The following is a 17,295-nucleotide window of genomic DNA, read 5'->3' on the forward strand; positions in this document are numbered from 1 at the left end:
GAGCGAGTACGGAGATGACACCGTGACCGACACCAGCATCCCCAGCACGGAGCAGTCCGTGGACGAGGAGACCGTGCCGACCGCCGCGACCGGTGACGGCGAGCCCGAGGAGACCGAGGAGGCGGCTGCCGAGGCGGGTGCCCCGAAGAAGGCCGCCGGCGAGGGCGAACTCTTCGCACAGAGCGAGATCGCCGCCGACTACATCGAGGGCCTGCTCGACATCCTCGACTACGACGGCGACATCGACGAGCTCGTCTCCGGCGGCCGCCCGGTGGTCGAGGTCGTCGGCGGACGGCTGCAGAACCTGGTGGGCCAGCGCGGTGCCACCCTGGAGGCGCTGCAGGAGCTGGCCCGGCTCGCGGTGTTCCGCCAGACCGGTACGCCCAGCCGCCTGCTGCTCGACGTCGGCGGATACCGCGCCACCCGGCGCAAGGAGCTGGCCGCGGTGGCGAAGAACGCGGTCGAGAAGGTCAAGGAGCACGGCGAGCCGGTACGGCTGGAGCCGATGTCCGCCTTCGAGCGCAAGTGCGTGCACGACGTGGTCAACGCCATGAGCGGCGTGGAGAGCGAGTCCGAGGGCGTCGAGCCGAACCGGCGCATCATTGTCCGGCCGGCGGACTGATCGGGTGACCCACGACGACGCCACGGCCGACGCCGTGTCCGGCCCGGGTGGCACGCCGCCCGGGCCGCCGCCTGTCCGCCCCGTCCCCTCACCGGAGGACGCCGCGCTCCCGGCCGAGCTGGCCGCAGCCGCTCAGGCGCTCTTCGGTGACCGGCTGGACCTGGCCGCAGGGTACGCCGAGCTGCTCGCCACTGACGGGGTGGTACGCGGACTCATCGGCCCGCGCGAGGCACCCCGGATCTGGGACCGCCACCTGCTCAACTGCGCCGCGGTCGCCGAGCGCATCCCGGAGGGCGCGAGCGTCATCGACGTCGGCTCCGGTGCCGGGCTGCCCGGCCTGGTGCTGGCGATCGCCCGTCCGGATCTCCAGGTGACCCTGGTCGAGCCGCTGGCGCGGCGTACCTCCTTTCTCATCGAGGCGGTGCAGCACCTCGGGCTGGCCAAGACGGTTCGGGTGTTCCGCGGCCGGGCCGACGAGGCGGCGTCGGGTGCGACCGGCGTCGGCCCGCTCAGCGCCGACGTGGTGACCGCGCGAGCGGTCGCGCCCCTGGACCGGCTCTCCAGTTGGTGCCTGCCGCTCGCCGTGCCCGGGGGCCGGCTGGTCGCCCTGAAGGGCTCCTCCGCCGCCGACGAGATCGCCGAACATGGCGAGGCCGTCGAGCGGCTCGGCGGTGGCGAGCCGAGCGTTCAGCTCTGCGGAGTCGGCGTCATCGACCCGCCCACCACCGTGGTGGAGATCGTGCGTGAGCGGGTGGTCCGGCCGCCGGCCGCCAAGAAGGCGCCGAAGCGATCGCGCGGCGGACGCAAGCGCGCACGCTGATCTCCGGCGGGGGTTCCGGCGTGTCGTACCGTCGGCGGAGAACCGAGATGGACCCGCCGCGCCCGTCCCCCGTAGGCTGGCCGCGCGTCGATAGTGTGGGGCGGGCGGGCGTCGGGCGCACCGGGTCCCGATCGCTCCCGCCGGGGCCGTACGCGCTGCGGTGCGAGAGCGCGCGGCCTGATTGACGGGTGCGGACCGACCATCCGGAGCGGGTAGGGATGACAGGTGCATGACGACGGCAGGTACGACGATCCACGGGTGAGACGTCCGGAGGGACTTCCCTCCGGAGCAGACCCTGTTTCACGTGAAACCGACCACGACTCGTGGCCCGTCAGCGGCCAGCCGGACCCCGCCGGCTCAACTGACTGCGATCCGGTGGTACGCCGGGACGTGCCGGCAGTCGGTGCCGCGCGCCCCTCGCCCGAGTCGTACGTCCCCCCGCCGGCCATCGTGGACGACTCGGGTCGGCCGGTCAACGCGCCCAGCGAGCGCACCGCTCCGGTCCGTCGCAACTCCGGCGCGCCGTCCCGCTTCGAGACACCGGTCGGTGGCAACGTGCCGCCCGCCGTACCCCAGCAGCCGCACCCGGGCGCGGTGGCGGACTCCACGTCCGTCGTCGCAGACACGCCGGGGCCGGCGGCCGGGGGCGTGGCCGTGGACCCGGCCGCCGCCGCGTACGTTTCACGTGAAACCCCGACGCGCGAAGAGGATGATCCACCGTTGGCTATGGAGGCGATGCGCGCCGTGCAGATCCTGAATCCGAGTGGCGAGGTGACCATGCCTCGGCCCGAGCGGACCCGGGTCATGTGCGTCGCGAACCAGAAGGGTGGCGTGGGCAAGACCACGACCACGGTGAACCTGGCGGTGGCGCTCGCCCTGCACGGCAACCGGGTGCTCGTGGTCGACCTCGACCCACAGGGCAACGCCTCGACCGGGCTCAACGTGCCCCACCACACCGGGGTGCCGGACGTCTATGACTGCCTGATCAACAGCGTGCCGCTGGAGGAGGTCGCCCAGGAGGTCGAGGGCATCCCGAACCTGTGGTGCGTACCGGCCACCATCGACCTGGCGGGCGCGGAGATCGAGCTGGTGTCCGTGGTCGCCCGGGAGTCCCGGTTGTCCCGGGCCATCGCCGCGTACCCGGGGCACTTCGACTACGTCTTCATCGACTGCCCTCCCTCGCTCGGCCTGCTGACGGTCAACGCGCTGGTGGCCGCGCAGGAGGTGCTGATTCCCATTCAGTGCGAGTACTACGCGCTGGAGGGCCTGAACCAGCTGATCAACAACATCAACCTGGTCCGGCAGCACCTCAACCCGAAGCTCGAGGTCTCCACGATCCTGCTCACCATGTACGACCGGCGTACCCGGCTCGCCGACGCGGTCGAGCAGGACGTCCGGAACCACTTCGGCGACAAGGTCCTCCAGGCGGTCATCCCGCGCAACGTGCGGGTGTCGGAGGCACCCAGCTACGGGCAGTCCGTGATGACCTACGATCCCGGTTCGCGGGGGGCGACGAGCTACTTCGAGGCCGCCCAGGAGATCGCCGAGCGCGGTGTCAAGGAGCCGGTGAGCCGGAATGCGTAGTGCGGACGAGTCGCTGGGAGGCGTCGCATGAAGAACCGTCCCCGTGGCGGTCTGGGTCGAGGGCTCGGGGCGCTGATCCCGACCGGGCCGGCACCGGAGGCGCCGGGCACGACCCTCACCGCGCCGGTCGAGGCCGACGCCGACGGTACGGCGGAAGCCGCCCCCGTCGAGGCGGTGCCCGCACCGGTCGCCACGCTGCCGGAGCCGTCCGAGCCACAGCTGAGCCCGGTCCCGGGGGCCCGTTTCGCCGAGATCCCGGTCGACGCGATCGTGCCGAACCCGAAGCAGCCCCGGCACGTCTTCGACGAGGAGGCGCTGGAGGAGCTGAAGACCTCCATCCAGGAGGTCGGCTTCCTCCAGCCGATCGTCGTCCGCCAGCTCGACGCCGAGAAGTACGAACTCGTCATGGGCGAGCGCCGGTGGCGGGCCGCCCAGGCGGTGGGCCGGGAGAACATTCCGGCGATCGTCCGGGACACCAAGGACGACGCGATGCTCCGGGACGCTCTCCTGGAGAACATCCACCGGGCGAACCTCAACCCGCTGGAAGAGGCCGCGGCCTACCAGCAGCTGCTGGAGGAGTTCGGCGCCACCCACGAGGAACTGGCACGGCGGATCGGGCGTAGCCGGCCGCAGATCTCCAACACCATCCGCCTGCTGAACCTGCCGGCTCAGGTGCAGCGCCGGGTCGCCGCCGGCGTGCTCTCGGCCGGGCACGCGCGGGCACTGCTCAGCCTGGACGAGGCGGAGGCGCAGGAACAGCTCGCCCTGCGAATCGTCGCCGAGGGCCTGTCCGTACGCGCGACCGAGGAGATCGTGGCCCTCGCGCTCAACGACGGGCCGGCGAAGACCCCGGCGGCGAAGCGGCGCACCAAGCCGCACGCCCCGGCCCTCACCGACCTGGCCGACCGGCTTTCCGACCGTTTCGACACCCGGGTGAAGGTCGACATCGGCCGGAGCAAGGGCAAGATCACGATCGAGTTCGCCACGGTGGACGACCTGGAGCGGATCGTCGGGATCATCGGCGTGGGCGAGCAGGAGGAACCGGAGAGCTGACGGCTCCAACCCTCGTCGACCGGCCGCGTCCCCCTTTCGGGGAACGCGGCCGGTTCGTTTTCCGCTCCGGCGGCGAGAGCCACGGCGTGCGGGGCTTGGGTGGCCCGGCGATTTTCGGAGCCGCGTTTCACGTGAAACGGTTGGTCGCTCATTCGGCTGTGCGTGGCGCTGATGCGAGGCGCACGAGGCTCCAAGGATGCGGCCGACGGCGGACTCCCGGTTCATTCCTGGCTGCGGCCGGCCTGACGGCTGGGCCCGACTTCGAGGCTGCGCCCCCGACTTGGAGGCTCGGCCCGACTGGAGGCTCGGCCCGACCCGGAGGCTCAGCCCGACCCGGAGGCTCAGCCCGATCGGCGGGTCAACCTGACCCGGAGGCTCGGCCCGATCCGACGGCTCAACCTGACCCGGAGGCTCAGGCCGATCGGCGGTCAAGCCTGGCCCGGAGGCTCAGCCCAACCCGGTGGCTGCGCCACGGCCGAGGCTTCCACCCAGTTGTCCTACCGAGGGCAGGCCTCGATCAGAATCAGGAGTCCCCGCCTTCGTCAGCGTCCTGGGCGGTAGCGCTGAAGCCTCCCCGGCTCACCGCCTGAGCGGCTCACCTCCTGAGCGGCTCACCTCCTGAGCGGCCCACCACCTGGGCGGCCCACCCACCTGGACGGCCCACCACCGGTGCTCGCCCATGACGAGTTCGTCCGGCCTCTGTCGCGAGCCTGCCGTCGACGGGCCTGGAGCTGGCCCGAGCCCCTTGTCGACCCGACGAGCCGCAAAGGGGCAGCGCTGTGGCGACCGCCTGCGTGGAGACCGCTGCATGGGTCTGTGAGCCGTTGGCGGGCCCGGGAGGTCCGCGGGTGCCAGTCACGCGTCTCCTGCCGCCTGTGACGCCTGAGGAGGCTTTGCTAGGCCGTTGCAGAGAGGAGGCGCATTGGACCGTATGCCGCATCGCTGTCCCCGGTCCTGTTTCACGTGAAACGGGGACCTCGAATGCGCTCCAGCCCCCAAGACGATGAGGGCCTAGAGGTGCCCGTGCCCTGCTGCTGGCCGCCGCGCTGATCCCGCCGCACATCGGCGATCCGGGCCGGGCCGGCCTGGTGCGCGACGCGTTGTGGCGAGCTCGGCCTCCGGCGGCACCCGGCGGCGCAGCGGGGCGGAGCATCAGGCGGCTCGCCCCCCGAAGGTCCCTGCCACATGCTGAGCCGCCCGCCTCGATCGACGGGTCGAACGCGATGGCAGGTCGACCGAGGAGCTCCTCAACACGCAGCGGACCGGGCCCACACTGGCTGCGGGCCGACATGGGCTGCCGACCGACATGGGCTGCGGAGCGACATGGGCTGCGGAGCGCATGGGCTGCGGAGCGACATCAGCTGCGGACCGGACCGAAACGGGGCTGCGAGCTGGGGCCAATACCGGGCGCGCCCCGCGCCGCCGTGGGCTGCGCGCGGCCTCGGACCGGCTGCCGGACCGGACATGGCCATGGATCGGCCGAGCAGAAGGCAGCGAACCGGGTTTCCAGGCCGGCAGCTACACCGCTCGACCCGGGGATCGGTGCGCCGCCTGCGCGTCCCCAAGTCTTCCCCGACTTGGAGGTGCCCAGCGCGCGCCGCCGCTCGCCATCGCCACTTGCGCCGCCTGGCCCTCGACGCCTGGTGTCGAACCAGCCGCCGAGCGAGTGGATGTCGACCCTCCTGACGCTCGCACGATCCGAGACTGCGGCCCATCAAGCCGTTGCCGGGGTGGCGTCCCCACTCCGGAATCTCCGGCGAGCGGCTTGCCGTCGGGTGGCCCCGCCATGGCCACGATCCATCCTCCGCCCGACTCGACCCTCTCGGAATTCTCGCGGCGGACACCCCGTTTCACGTGGAACATGCAAGCCGCAACCTGCGCGACGCCTGCGAGGGCCGAGCGAGCGGGCCGCTCCCGGCCACCTAGGGGACCCGGCCTTTCACGCTCCTGCCGGAAGATCCCGCGCTCCCGCCTGCCCGCAGAGCGGTACGTCGTGGCTCAGCTGTTTCGAGATGGCCAGCCCTACCCGGCCGGTCACCTGTGGCTCCGTAGGCAGGGAACTGCCCCGCACGCTCCGAGGAAGGGCGAGTCGAGGATCCCCGCCGGCCAGGGGTCGTTGTCGCACCTGCCGACGGAGCCGGCGAGAGGGCGCGACGTGAAGCCGCAGCGCCACACCGGAGAAGAGTTGGCGACCGCCGGAGGCACGGCGACGAGAAGCCCTGATCGCCGCCTCCGAGCCCGCCTCGATGCGCTCCGCGTCGAGGGGCGCCACCGGAAAAGACCCTCCGGGCAGCAGCCAACCGGCGGTTCGCTCGTTGGGAGAAACGGGCCCGCCATGCCTGTGGCTGAAACTGTGGATTCGGCCCCAAAGTTATCCACAGCGGTTTTCCACAGGCCCCCTCCGTTTCACGTGAAACACGGTGTCAGAGCACGTCCTGCCCTGTGGATGACGTGCTGTGGTGGTGATCTCACCAGCCTGTGGACAACCACTCTCAGACTGCTCCCAGGGCCCCTCGGTGACTCGACCTGGCCTTCCGAGGTGTCCTCACGATCCCCGTCGTTCGGGTAGGGACAGCGGTCGCCGACTCGGTTAGGGTCAGCGTCGTGCACGACACCCCTCCCGCAGTCCCCGACTTCACCCAGTGGCCCTCGTTTCCCTTCGAGGGCGACCTCCACGTCAAGCAGCTCGACGACCCGGTCCCGGTCGAGCCGCCCCGCAAGGGCGAAGGACATCGGGAATGCACCGCCTGCAACGCCCCCGACGACGCCTACATCTGGGTGGGCGAGCGATGGCGGGTACGCGCCATGGACCGCCCCACCGGGCTGCCGATGGTGCTGATCCTGGAGTCCCGCTCGCACCTCGACCTCGGAGACCTGCCCAACCTGCTCGCCGCCGAACTCGGGGTCATGACGGTCCGGCTGGAACGCGCCATCCGGTCGTTGGACGGTGTCGCCCGGGTGCACGTCAACCGGTGGGGTGACGGGTCCGCGCACCTGCACATGTGGTTCCTGGCCCGGCCGTACGGGCGGCTCCAGTTGCGGGGCACGTTCCTGTCGCTCTGGGACTCGATCCTCCCGCCCATCTCCGAGGCGCAGTGGCGGGAGAACCTCGCGATGGTGGCCGCCTGGCTCGCCGAGTTCGGTGGGCGTCCGCTCGCCGAGCCGCCGCGCATCCAGTGGCAGGCACCGTCCAGCCTGTCCGCGCAGGCCTCTCGGGAGCAGGAGCAGCGCGCGGAGGAGGAGCCGGTGTCGGTGATCGAGTCGGACGAGGAGATCCCCGTGCCGGCGGACGACGACCTGGACGACACCGCCGACACCGCCGACGCCGCAAAGGGCGACGGCAGCGGCGGCAGCGACGCCGACGCGGGCGACCACACCGGAATGAGCGACGACGCGGGCCGTGACGACCGCGGCCAGGACACCGACGGCACCAAGGGCGGCAGCGGAGCAGCCCCCGGCAGCGACGCCGACGGAAACGGCGCCGACGGAAGCGACGCCGACGGAAGCGACGCCGACGAAGGCGACGCCGACGAAGGCGACGCTGAAGACGACGCTGCGGCGGAAGCCCGCCGAGGAGCCCAGCCCGCCAGGTGAGCGAGGGAAGGTCAGCCGCGCCGGGCAGCCGCGCGGCTGACCAGTGTCCCGAGCACCCGGCCGAAGTCCAGTCCGGCGGCCTGGATCGCCAGCGGCAGCAGCGACGTCTCGGTCATGCCCGGCGAGACGTTGACCTCCAGCACGTGCGGCCGGCCCTCGGCGTCGACGATCAGGTCGACCCGGGACAGGTCACGCAGGCCCAGGGCGGTGTGCGCCGCCAGCGCCACCTCGGTGACCGTGTCGGCGACCGCGCTGTCGAGCCGGGCCGGGGCGTGCCAGGTGGTCCGGCCGGCGGTGTAGCGGGCCGCGTAGTCGTACACGCCGTTGCGCGGCACGATCTCCACCGGCGGCAGGGCGCGCGGGCCGTCGCCGAGGTCGACCACGGAGACCGCCACGTCCATGCCGGGCACGTACCGCTCGACCAGCGCGGTCGAGTCGTACGCGAAGCAGCCGACCATCGCGGCCGGGAGCGCCGCGGCGTCCCGGACCACGGCGGCGCCCAGGCCGGAACCACCCTGGGTCGGCTTGACCATCAGCGGCAGCCCCAACCGGTCCACGATCCGGTCGAGCACCGCCACCGCGCCCAGCTCGGAGAAGCGGTCGTGCGGCAGCGCCACCCAGTCCGGGGTGGGGATGCCGTTCTCCCGCAGCACCGCCTTCGCCGACGGCTTGTCCCAGGCCAGCCGGGAGGCGCGGGCGTCACAGCCGACGTACGGCACGCCGCAGAGGTCCAGTACGCCGCGCAGCGATCCGTCCTCGCCGGTCGCCCCGTGCAGCGCGATCACCACCGCGTCCGGCGGGTCGGCGGCCAGGGCGGGCAGCAGCGCCACGTCGGCGTCCCGCAGCTCGGCCTCCACGCCGACCGCGCGCAGCGCGTCGAGCACCCGGCGGCCGGAACGTAGCGAGACGTCCCGCTCGTAGGAGAGGCCACCGGCCAGCACGAGCACGTGCAGGTCGGCGGTGACGGCGGGATCGGTCACGGGGGATGCTCCGGCAGCGGTCACGACCATGCCGGAATCATGCCAAGTCGGGTCCCGGCGCGTCCGCGCCGCCCTGCCGCCGGCGACCGGCCGGCGTCACCGTGCCGAAGACGCGCCGCATGGCGATGTCCTGTTCCATCACTCCGGCCAGCCGGCGCACCCCCTCGCGGATGCGCTCCGGGGACGGGAAGGAGAAGTTGAGCCGCATGTTGCCGGTGCCGGAGCCGTCCGCGTAGAAGCCGGTGCCCGGCACGTAGGCGACCCGGGCGGCGATGGCCCGGGGCATCATCGCCTTGGCGTCCAGCCCGTCCGGCAGGTTCGCCCAGACGAACAGACCGCCGGCCGGGGTGGTCCAGGTGGTGCCGGCTGGCATCAGGTCCTCCAGCGCGGTCAGCATCGCGTCCCGCCGCTCCCGGTAGACCTCCCGGTAGACCTTCAGCTGCTGCCGCCACGGCATCGTCGACAGGTACGTCGCCACCGCCGCCTGCGCGTAGCCGCTGGGGCAGAGGATCTGCGCCTCGCTGGCGATCACCAGCTTGTCGCGGACCGCGTGCGGGGCCAGGATCCAGCCGACCCGCAGACCCGGGGCGAAGGTCTTGGAGAAGGTGCTCAGGTAGAAGACCCCGTCGCGGCGGCGGGCCCGCAGCGGCGCGGGCGCCTCCCCCTCGAAACCGAGCTGACCGTACGGGTCGTCCTCCACCACGAGGAGGCCAGCGCGCTCGCAGATGTCCAGCACCCGCTCGCGCCGCTCCTCGCTCAGCGTCACGCCCGTCGGGTTCTGGTAGGTGGGGATGGTGTAGAGGAACTTGACCCGGCGCCCGGCGCGGGCCAGGTCGGCGATGGCCACCTCCAGCGCCTCGGGGATCAGCCCCTCGTCGTCCATCGGTACGTGCGCCACCTGGGCCTGGGCGGCCTGGAACACCCCGAGCGCGCCGACGTAGGTCGGGCCCTCGGCGAGCACCACGTCCCCGGGGTCGAGGAAGAGCCGGGCCACCAGGTCGAGGGCCTGCTGGCCGCCGACGGTCACCACCACGTCCTCCGGGGAGGCACCGCAGGACGCGTCGATGCCGGAGAGGGCCATCACCTCGCAGATCCGCTCGCGCAGCTCCAGGGTGCCCTGGCCGATGCCGTACTGGAGGGTGGTGACGCCGTGCTCGGAGCCGAGCCTGCCGAGCATCTCGCCGACCGCGTCGAGCGGCAGCGCGGCGATGTAGGGTGCTCCACCGGCGAGCGAGACGACCTCGGGCCGGCTGGCCACCGCGAAGAGCGCCCGGATCTCCGAGGCGGTCATCCCGCGGACGCGCCGGGCGTACCGGTCGGTGTAGTCGTCGAGCGTCGTGCCGGTCATGACATCACCTCATCGGGTGTCGGTCGGGCTCCCGCCCGGTGTGGTACCCGCGAAGCCGGCGACCATGGCGGCGCGGGACGCCGGTTGGTCGATCCTAGTCCGCGGCAGCCGTTCCGGAACCGCTGACGTGGGCTGCGTCCACATCCCGGACCGGCGTCCCCGGCTCGGGTGGCCGTTCGCGCGTCTGTTCCCGTACGGTCGGCTGGCGGCGTACGATCGCTCGTCGGGGGGCAGGAAGGCGGCGGCGTCTCCTCCGCGCTGGTTTCACCTCCGAGCCTATTGTGGGGATGCGCCAATGTCGCGACGTCTGGTCAGTCTGACCCTCGACACCCTGGAAGACCTGCCCCGCCCGTGCCGGCAGTGCGTCTACTGGGAGCTGGACCCGGTCTCCGCCGACCGGGCCTGCGCGGCCGGTGACCCCGGCCTGGAGAAGGAGGCCTGGGTCTCCCAGACCCTGCTCGAATGGGGCTCCTGCGGCAAGCTCGCCTACGTCGACGGCATGCCCGCCGGGTTCGTCATGTACGCCCCGCCGGCGTACGTCCCCCGCTCGATGGCCTTCCCCACCTCACCGGTCTCCGCCGACGCGGCGCTGCTGATGACCGCCAACGTGGTGCCCTCGTTCGCCGGGGGCGGGCTGGGCCGGATGCTCGTCCAGGGCGTCGCCCGGGACCTCACCAAGCGCGGCATCAAGGCGATCGAGGCGTTCGGTGACGCCAAGTTCGGCGACGGCGAGGACGCGACCCGGGCCTGCGTCGCGCCCGCCGACTTCTTCCTCTCGGTGGGCTTCAAGACCGTCCGGCCGCACCCGCGCTACCCCCGGCTGCGGCTGGAGCTACGGACCGCGCTGAGCTGGAAGTCCGACGTCGAGTACGCGCTGGAGAAGCTGCTCGGCTCGATGAGCCCGGAGACCCTGCTCCGCCCGGTACGCCCCGCCCCGGCCACCCGCGCCACCACCAGCTGAGGCCGAGCGGCCCCGGTCAGTCCATCACCGCACCGGCGGCCACCACCGCGCGCAGCTCGCTGACGTCGATCGAGCCGGTCGGCACGTCCCGTTCGATCGGGAAGAACATCCGCTGCACCGCGGCCACGATCGCCTCGACGACCTTGTCCCGGAACCGGGGGTCCACCAGCCGGTGCCGGTCCGCGGGGGAGGTGAGGTAGCCGACCTCGACGCGTACCGCCGGCATCCGGGTCAGCCGCAGCAGGTCCCAGGCCTTGGCGTGGGTACGGCAGTCCCGCAGCCCGGTACGCGCCACGATCTCCCGCTGCACCAGCCCGGCCAGCCGCTCCCCGGTCGCGGAGGTGACGCCGTTGTCGGTGCCGTAGTGGTAGGTCGCCACCCCCTCGGCCTCCGGGTTGGCGTGCCCGTCGGTGTGCAGGGAGATGAAGACGTCGGCGCCGAGCGAGTTGGCCAGCTGCGCCCGGTCGGTGTCCGGCAGGCAGGTCGCCGGCGTCGGGCCCCGGGTCAGCTGCACCCGTACCCCGGCGGCGGCCAGCCGCCCCTCCAGCCGGCTGGCCAGGTCGTGCACCAGCTCCGCCTCGCTCCAGCGCAGCGGGCCGTCCGGCACCACCACGCCGGGGTCGGTGCCGCCGTGGCCGGGGTCGATCACCACGGTCCGGCCCACCAGGGCCGGCCCGGACTGCCGGATCGCGTCGGACTCGCGCAGCCACTGCGGCCGGCCGCCGACCACCTTGCGACCGAGGCGGCGCAGGGCGCCCATGGTGTGCGGGCCGCAGGAGCCGTCCGGCTTGAGCCCGACCTCACGCTGGAACTGGGCCACCGCGCGGGAGGTGCGGATGCCGTAGATGGCGTCGGCGTGGCCGACGTCGTACCCCATCTCCAGCAGCCGCTCCTGCAGCGAACGGACGTCCTCGCCGGTGAGGGGTTCGGGCACCGCGTGGTAGAGGGTGCGGGCGCCGAGCCGCCAGCGGGCCGCGTCGAGCGCGCGCCAGGTCTCGGCGCCCACCCGCCCGTCGACGCTGAGGCCCCGGGACTGCTGGAAGGCGCGGACGGCGCGTTCGGTGGCGACGTCGAACTCGTCGCCCGCGTCGGGTGGGAGGAGATCGAGGCCGGTGAGGACCGTGCGGATCTCCGTCACCGCGGGCCCACGGTCACCGGGTCGGATCGGACGCACGCACGACCCCCTCTGCACGGATGCTGGCTGGCCGGGCGCCACGGTCGCGCGACCGGAGGTGCAAATCCGCGTAGCGGATGCCTACGGAGCGTACCGTGACCGGTGGCCGCCCGCCGGACGTTCGCCCAGCTCAGGGCCGCAACGACGAAACCCCCACACCCGGGTGGGTGCGGGGGTTCCGGTGGTACGAGCGGTTACAGCGCAGACTCGATCATGCGGACCAGCTCGCCCTTGGGCTTGGCACCGGCGATCGACTGCACCGGCTCGCCGTTCTTGAAGATGGTGAGGGTCGGTACGGACATCACCCGGTAGGCGCGGGCGGTCTCCGGGTTCTCGTCGATGTTGAGCTTGACGATGGTGACCTGGTCGCCCATCTCGCCCGCGATCTCCTCTAGCAGCGGGGAGACCTTGCGGCACGGCCCGCACCACTCCGCCCAGAAGTCCACCAGTACCGGCTTGTCGGACTTCAGCACGTCAGTGGCGAAGTTCGCGTCGGTGACGACCTTTGTTGCTCCCACTATGACCCTCCTCCGGGACTTTCGTTCTTCGGTTGTTCAGCCGCTGATCGTGGCGATGAAGCGCTCGGCGTCGAGGGCGGCGGCGCAGCCCGTGCCGGCCGCCGTGATGGCCTGCCGGTAGGTGTGGTCGACCACGTCGCCGGCGGCGAAGACACCCGGCAGGCTGGTGCGGGTGCTCGGCGCCTCGACCTTCACGTAACCCTCGTCGTCCAGCTCCACCTGCCCGCGGAAGAGCTCGCTGCGCGGGTCGTGGCCGATCGCGACGAACACGCCCGTCACGTCCAGCACCTTGGTCTCGCCGGTGTGCACGTTGCGGACCCGTACCCCGCTGACCTTGCCGTCCTCGCCGAGGATCTCCTCGACGGTGGTGTTCCACTCGACCTTGATCTTGTCGTTGCCGAGCGCGCGGCCGGCCATGATCTTGCTGGCGCGGAACGAGTCGCGCCGGTGGATGATGGTGACCGACTCGGCGAACCGGGTGAGGAAGCTCGCCTCCTCCATCGCGGAGTCGCCACCGCCGACGACGACGATGTGCTGGCCGCGGAAGAAGAAACCGTCACAGGTGGCGCAGGACGACACACCGTGGCCCAGGTACTCCTGCTCGCCCGGCACGCCCAGCGGCCGCCAGGCCGAGCCGGTGGAGAGGATGACGGCCCGGGCGCGGTAGGCGGTCTCGCCGACCCACACGGTGCTGACCGCGTCCGACCCGATCTTCCCGGTGTCCTTCAGCTCGACCCGGGTGACGTCGTCGGTGAGGAACTCCGCGCCGAACCGCTCGGCCTGCTTGCGCATGTTGTCCATCAGCTCGGGGCCGAGGATGCCGTCGGCGAAGCCGGGGAAGTTCTCCACCTCGGTGGTGGTCATCAGGGCGCCGCCGGACTGCACACCCTCGATGACGAGCGGCTTGAGGTTGGCGCGCGCGGCGTAGACCGCCGCGGTGTAACCGGCCGGCCCGGAGCCGATGATGATCAGGTTGCGGACCTCGTCCACTGCCGTCTCCCGATGTGTGTGTTCGACAGCCGCTCCCGGCTGGCCTTGCGGCCGGGGTCGACGTCGATCCGAGTGCCGACGGCCCAGCGACGCCGGCGACTGACTTGCAGAACGTCATCGTACGAACCGGGGATTCCCGAACCGGTCATCCGGTGGGTCACGTCACGCGGCGACGGACGACCGGTGACCGCGAACTCACCCTACCTGTGCCTGGTAGCGGGTGTCCGCGCCGGATCCCGGCACTCCGCATTCCGCGCCGCTCACCCAGGCCCAGCGGGCCCCGGACGGGTCGGCGAAGCGGAGCACCAGCGCCGGTTCCCCCTGGAAGGCGGCGTAGTCGAGCAGTTCCACGGTGATCGGTCCGCGCCCGTGCTCGGCGGAGACGTCGGCGAGACAGGCGTCCAGCGCGCCCGCTGCGGCCAGCCGGTCGAGCCCGTTGGCGCTGGACGATCGCCGGCCCTCGTCGAGGGCCTTCGCGGTCGAGCCGCCGGGGGCGAGCCCCGGGTCGGCGGTGGCCACCCGGGGCAGCACGGTCGCGCCAGCCCCGCCGGCCAGCGCCTGCGGGGTCCAGTCGGTGCCGCTGCGCTGCGCGGTGCCGGTGACCCGGAACGGTGCCGCCCCGGCGGCGGCCTCGCCGCGACCCTCGGCGACCGTCGAGTCGGCCGTGCCGGTGACGCCCGATCGGTCCAGCAGGTGGTCGACGCCGAAGCCGACGGCCGCGAGCGAGGCCGCAGCCAGCGCGACCGGAGCGGCGAGCCGCGTCCAGCGCCGGCGCCGGCGGCCCGGCCCGGTGGCGTCGCCCCGCCGGACCCCGCGGGTACGCCCCGACCCGAGCTGGGCCGGTACCGGATGCCCCGGGACCGGTCCGCCGGTCGGCGAGTCGGCATCCACCGGTGGGTGCGCGTCGGAAGCCGGCAGGTCGGCCGGGGCGGGCCCGGCACCGGCCAGTGCGGCGGTGAGTCGTTCGGTGACCGCGAGCGGCATCTGCGGGGCCGGCTCGGCCCAGTCGGCGAGGTCGGCGCGGACCAGGGCCACGGCGGGTGCCAGGGCGGCGTACGCCTCGGCCCAGGCCGGGTCCTGTTCGACCAGCCGCGCCACGGTGGCCTCCTCCGGGGTGCCGTCCAGCGCGCCGCCGAGGTAGTCGGCGAGCAGGTCGTGGTCGACCCCGCTGAACTCCCCGGCCGTCACGTGTCCTCCTGGTTGGCGTCCCGTCGGGAGTGCCCCGACCCCGATCCGACGCCCTCGGGCGCCCGTGGGTTCCCGAGGGTGACGCCGGGCACGCCCCGGCCGGTGGACGGGACCACGCCGGGCGTCGCGTCGGTGGAGCCGGTACGCAGGTGGCCGAGCTGCACCGCCAGCCGGGCGCGGCCACGGGCGCAGCGGCTCTTCACCGTCCCCTCGGCCACGCCGAGGATCCGGGCCACCTCGGCGACCGGGTAGCCCTGGACGTCCACCAGCACCAGCGCGGCCCGCTGCTCGACCGGCAACGTGGCCAGGGCCTGCCGGACGACCAGCGCGGTGTCGTGGTCGGGGGCCGGCGCGGCCGGCTCGACACCGCCGGAGCCGCCCTCGTCGACCCGGGTGCCGTCGGGCAGCGGGACGGTCGGGTGCGCCTGGCGGCGACGGATCCGGTCCAGGCAGGCGTTCACCACGATCCGGTGCAGCCAGGTCGTCACGGCCGAGTCGCCCCGGAAGCGCGCGGCGGCCCGGTGCGCGGAGAGCAGCGCGTCCTGGAGGGCGTCGGCGGCTTCCTCGCGGTCGCCGAGCGTGCGCAGGGCCACCGCCCAGAGGCGGTCCCGGTGCCGGTGGAAGAGTTCGGCGAAGGCGTCCCGGTCACCGGCGACGTGCGCGCGCAGCAGGTCGGCGTCGCCGGTCTCGGCGGCCGGCACCGGACGCGGCGGCACGACCGGCACCGCGTCGCCGGTCGCTGGATCAGGCGTACGCCCGCCGCGACCGGCCATCACCACGTCCGTCGGGTGCGGTGCCGGGCGCGCGGTGGGCGGCTCACGACCCGTAGACCTTGACTTCCTGCACGTCGATCTTGAGGTCGCTCGCCGGCAGCTTGGTGATCCAGAAGAGCAGGTACTGGTACTTCTGCTCCGGGTTGAACCCGTTGAAGGTCATCGTGGTGCCGTCGTGCTCCTCGAACGGCTGACCGATCGGGTTCTTGTAGCTCGCCACGAGCTGCTTGTCGCCGGCGGAGCTGGACGGGAAGTCCTTCGTACCCCAGAGCAGCTCGGCGGAGGCGCCGGTGGAGGAGAGGATCGCCTGCACCGACTTCACCGTGTGCGGCTTGCCCAGGTCGATCAGGACACCCATGCCCTTCTTGCGGTTGCCGAAGTTCGCGGTGGTGTAGGTGTCGGTGCCCCAGCCCTCGTCCTCGTCGCCGTCGATGACCTTCTCGGCGTCTTCGAGCTCGTCGCGGAGCTTGCTGTCCGGGTCGATGATCCGGACTTCCTCGACGGAGAGCTTGCGTACGACGGGCGCGGGCGCGGTGGCGCCGCTGGACGGGGCGCTGTTCGTCGGCCGGGCGACCGGCTCGGGGTCGGACGACTTGTCGTCGCCGCCCAGCGCGCTGATTCCGATGAGCAGACCGACCAGGGCGACCGCCAGCAGACCGGCGATGCCGACCGCGACCTTGCGCCCACCGGCGGCGGCCAGCGGGGACGGGTCGTCGCCCGGGTCCGCGGTGAACCGGATCGTGCCGGTCTGGTCGAGGAAGTGGTCCTCGGACGGCACGTCGAGCCGGGCCAGCTCGGCGGCGAGCACGTCCGACGAGGGCGGAGCGATCTCGGCGTCGAGCAGGTCCATGGTCAGGTCGTCGAGGTACGCCGGCACACCGGCGCGGACCTGCCGGGGCGCGGCGATCGCGCCGCTGGCGTCCCGGACCGCGTCCGGGATGGCGGCCCGGCCGTGCCCGGCGGTCGCGCCGCGCAGCGGGGCCTCGGCGTGCGGCCAGTGCCCGGTGAGGGCGAAGTAGAGGATGCCGCCGACCGCCCGGATGTCGTTCTCCTGGCTGTCCGCGCCGTCGGTGCGCGCGTCGGCCAGCACCACCCGGCCCTCGTCGCTGATCATCACGGTGCCGGGGTGCACGTTGCCGTGCACCATGCCGGTGGCGTGCACGGCGGCCAGCGCGCTGGCGACGGCGTTGCCGATGGCGGTGGCCCGGGCCGGGTCCAGCGGCCCGTCGGCGGCGACCATCTCGCGCAGGGAGTGCCCGTCGACCCACTCGCGGACGACGTAGGCCCGCTCGTCCTCGTCGATCGCGTCGTAGACGCCGACCAGGTTGGGGTGGATCACCCGGCTGGCGGCCACCGCGGCCTGGAGCATCTCGGTGGCCGAGTCGCCGCCGGGGTAGCGCAGCACGACCGCGACCGGCCGGCGCAGCACGACGTCGACCCCTCGCCAGACCAGTCGCCCGGCGCTGTCGTTGTTGATGTGCTCGACCAGCTCGTACCGCTCGGCGAGGATCTCACCGGCCGTGGGAGCACCGAAGGTCATGACGGGCGGAGCAGTCTCCTCCGCCTCCTGACCCTCGCCGACCTGGGTCACCCGTCCTCCCTCGGTGATCGTGTCGATCGATGGACCCGCGCTGCTGGGCATGTGGCTTCCCGCTCTGCCGTCGAAGGAACCGACCGGCGTGTCGACGCG

General features: G+C 72.8%; 13 protein-coding genes and 1 pseudogene. 6 read left to right on the plus strand and 8 right to left on the minus strand.

Going from position 1 to position 17,295, the window contains the following annotated elements; all coding sequences use genetic code 11:
* Positions 1-22: 22 nt before the first annotated feature.
* The 5 genes and pseudogenes from ACSNN7_RS04980 to ACSNN7_RS05000 all read left to right on the plus strand — a co-directional run bounded on the left by ACSNN7_RS04980 (position 23) and on the right by ACSNN7_RS05000 (position 7,673).
* Positions 23-622, plus strand: coding sequence for a protein jag (locus ACSNN7_RS04980; protein ID WP_334453773.1), 600 nt, complete (start codon positions 23-25; stop codon positions 620-622).
* 118 nt (positions 623-740) lie between these two features.
* Complete coding sequence (gene rsmG / locus ACSNN7_RS04985; RefSeq protein WP_436679480.1) at positions 741-1,442, plus strand: 16S rRNA (guanine(527)-N(7))-methyltransferase RsmG; 702 nt, start codon at positions 741-743, stop codon at positions 1,440-1,442.
* A gap of 225 nt (positions 1,443-1,667) precedes the next feature.
* Positions 1,668-3,026 carry an AAA family ATPase gene (locus tag ACSNN7_RS04990; RefSeq protein WP_436679448.1) on the plus strand — a complete coding sequence of 453 codons (1,359 nt, stop codon included), beginning with the start codon at positions 1,668-1,670 and terminating at the stop codon, positions 3,024-3,026.
* A 186-nt stretch (positions 3,027-3,212) separates the two neighbouring features.
* Positions 3,213-4,079, plus strand: a pseudogene (locus ACSNN7_RS04995) (ParB/RepB/Spo0J family partition protein); the annotation flags it as partial.
* A 2,604-nt stretch (positions 4,080-6,683) separates the two neighbouring features.
* Positions 6,684-7,673, plus strand: coding sequence for a hypothetical protein (locus ACSNN7_RS05000; RefSeq protein WP_436679449.1), 990 nt, complete (start codon positions 6,684-6,686; stop codon positions 7,671-7,673).
* An 11-nt stretch (positions 7,674-7,684) separates the two neighbouring features.
* Here the strand turns inward: ACSNN7_RS05000 and ACSNN7_RS05005 are convergent, their stop codons facing one another.
* A complete protein-coding gene (locus ACSNN7_RS05005; RefSeq protein ID WP_436679450.1) occupies positions 7,685-8,683 on the minus strand; it encodes a D-alanine--D-alanine ligase family protein in 999 nt (332 codons plus the stop codon).
* A gap of 7 nt (positions 8,684-8,690) precedes the next feature.
* A complete protein-coding gene (locus tag ACSNN7_RS05010; protein ID WP_334453764.1) occupies positions 8,691-10,001 on the minus strand; it encodes a PLP-dependent aminotransferase family protein in 1,311 nt (436 codons plus the stop codon).
* Positions 10,002-10,296: 295 nt separating this feature from the next.
* Here ACSNN7_RS05010 and ACSNN7_RS05015 point away from each other — a divergent pair, with 295 nt between their 5' ends.
* Complete coding sequence (locus ACSNN7_RS05015; protein WP_436679451.1) at positions 10,297-10,962, plus strand: GNAT family N-acetyltransferase; 666 nt, start codon at positions 10,297-10,299, stop codon at positions 10,960-10,962.
* 16 nt (positions 10,963-10,978) lie between these two features.
* Here the strand turns inward: ACSNN7_RS05015 and ACSNN7_RS05020 are convergent, their stop codons facing one another.
* The 6 genes from ACSNN7_RS05020 to ACSNN7_RS05045 form a co-directional block, all read right to left on the minus strand.
* Positions 10,979-12,136, minus strand: coding sequence for an N-acetylmuramoyl-L-alanine amidase (locus tag ACSNN7_RS05020; protein WP_436679452.1), 1,158 nt, complete (start codon positions 12,134-12,136; stop codon positions 10,979-10,981).
* A gap of 194 nt (positions 12,137-12,330) precedes the next feature.
* On the minus strand, positions 12,331-12,654 hold the full coding sequence (gene trxA / locus ACSNN7_RS05025) for a thioredoxin (RefSeq protein ID WP_436679453.1): 324 nt from the start codon (positions 12,652-12,654) through the stop codon (positions 12,331-12,333).
* A gap of 36 nt (positions 12,655-12,690) precedes the next feature.
* Positions 12,691-13,644: a thioredoxin-disulfide reductase gene (trxB, locus tag ACSNN7_RS05030; protein ID WP_436679454.1), complete on the minus strand. Its 954-nt coding sequence runs from the start codon at positions 13,642-13,644 to the stop codon at positions 12,691-12,693.
* A gap of 195 nt (positions 13,645-13,839) precedes the next feature.
* Positions 13,840-14,832: a hypothetical protein gene (locus ACSNN7_RS05035; protein ID WP_436679455.1), complete on the minus strand. Its 993-nt coding sequence runs from the start codon at positions 14,830-14,832 to the stop codon at positions 13,840-13,842.
* Positions 14,829-15,605 (minus strand): RNA polymerase sigma factor SigM, encoded by a 777-nt coding sequence (sigM, locus tag ACSNN7_RS05040; RefSeq protein WP_436679456.1) that lies wholly within the window; start codon positions 15,603-15,605, stop codon positions 14,829-14,831. The genes ACSNN7_RS05035 and sigM overlap by 4 nt, the downstream gene beginning before the upstream one ends.
* A 43-nt stretch (positions 15,606-15,648) precedes the next feature.
* Positions 15,649-17,247 carry a protein kinase family protein gene (locus ACSNN7_RS05045; RefSeq protein WP_436679457.1) on the minus strand — a complete coding sequence of 533 codons (1,599 nt, stop codon included), beginning with the start codon at positions 17,245-17,247 and terminating at the stop codon, positions 15,649-15,651.
* Positions 17,248-17,295 lie beyond the last annotated feature (48 nt).

Origin of the sequence: Micromonospora sp. URMC 105 (genome assembly GCF_051386295.1) — a bacterium.
Classification (GTDB): domain Bacteria; phylum Actinomycetota; class Actinomycetes; order Mycobacteriales; family Micromonosporaceae; genus Micromonospora.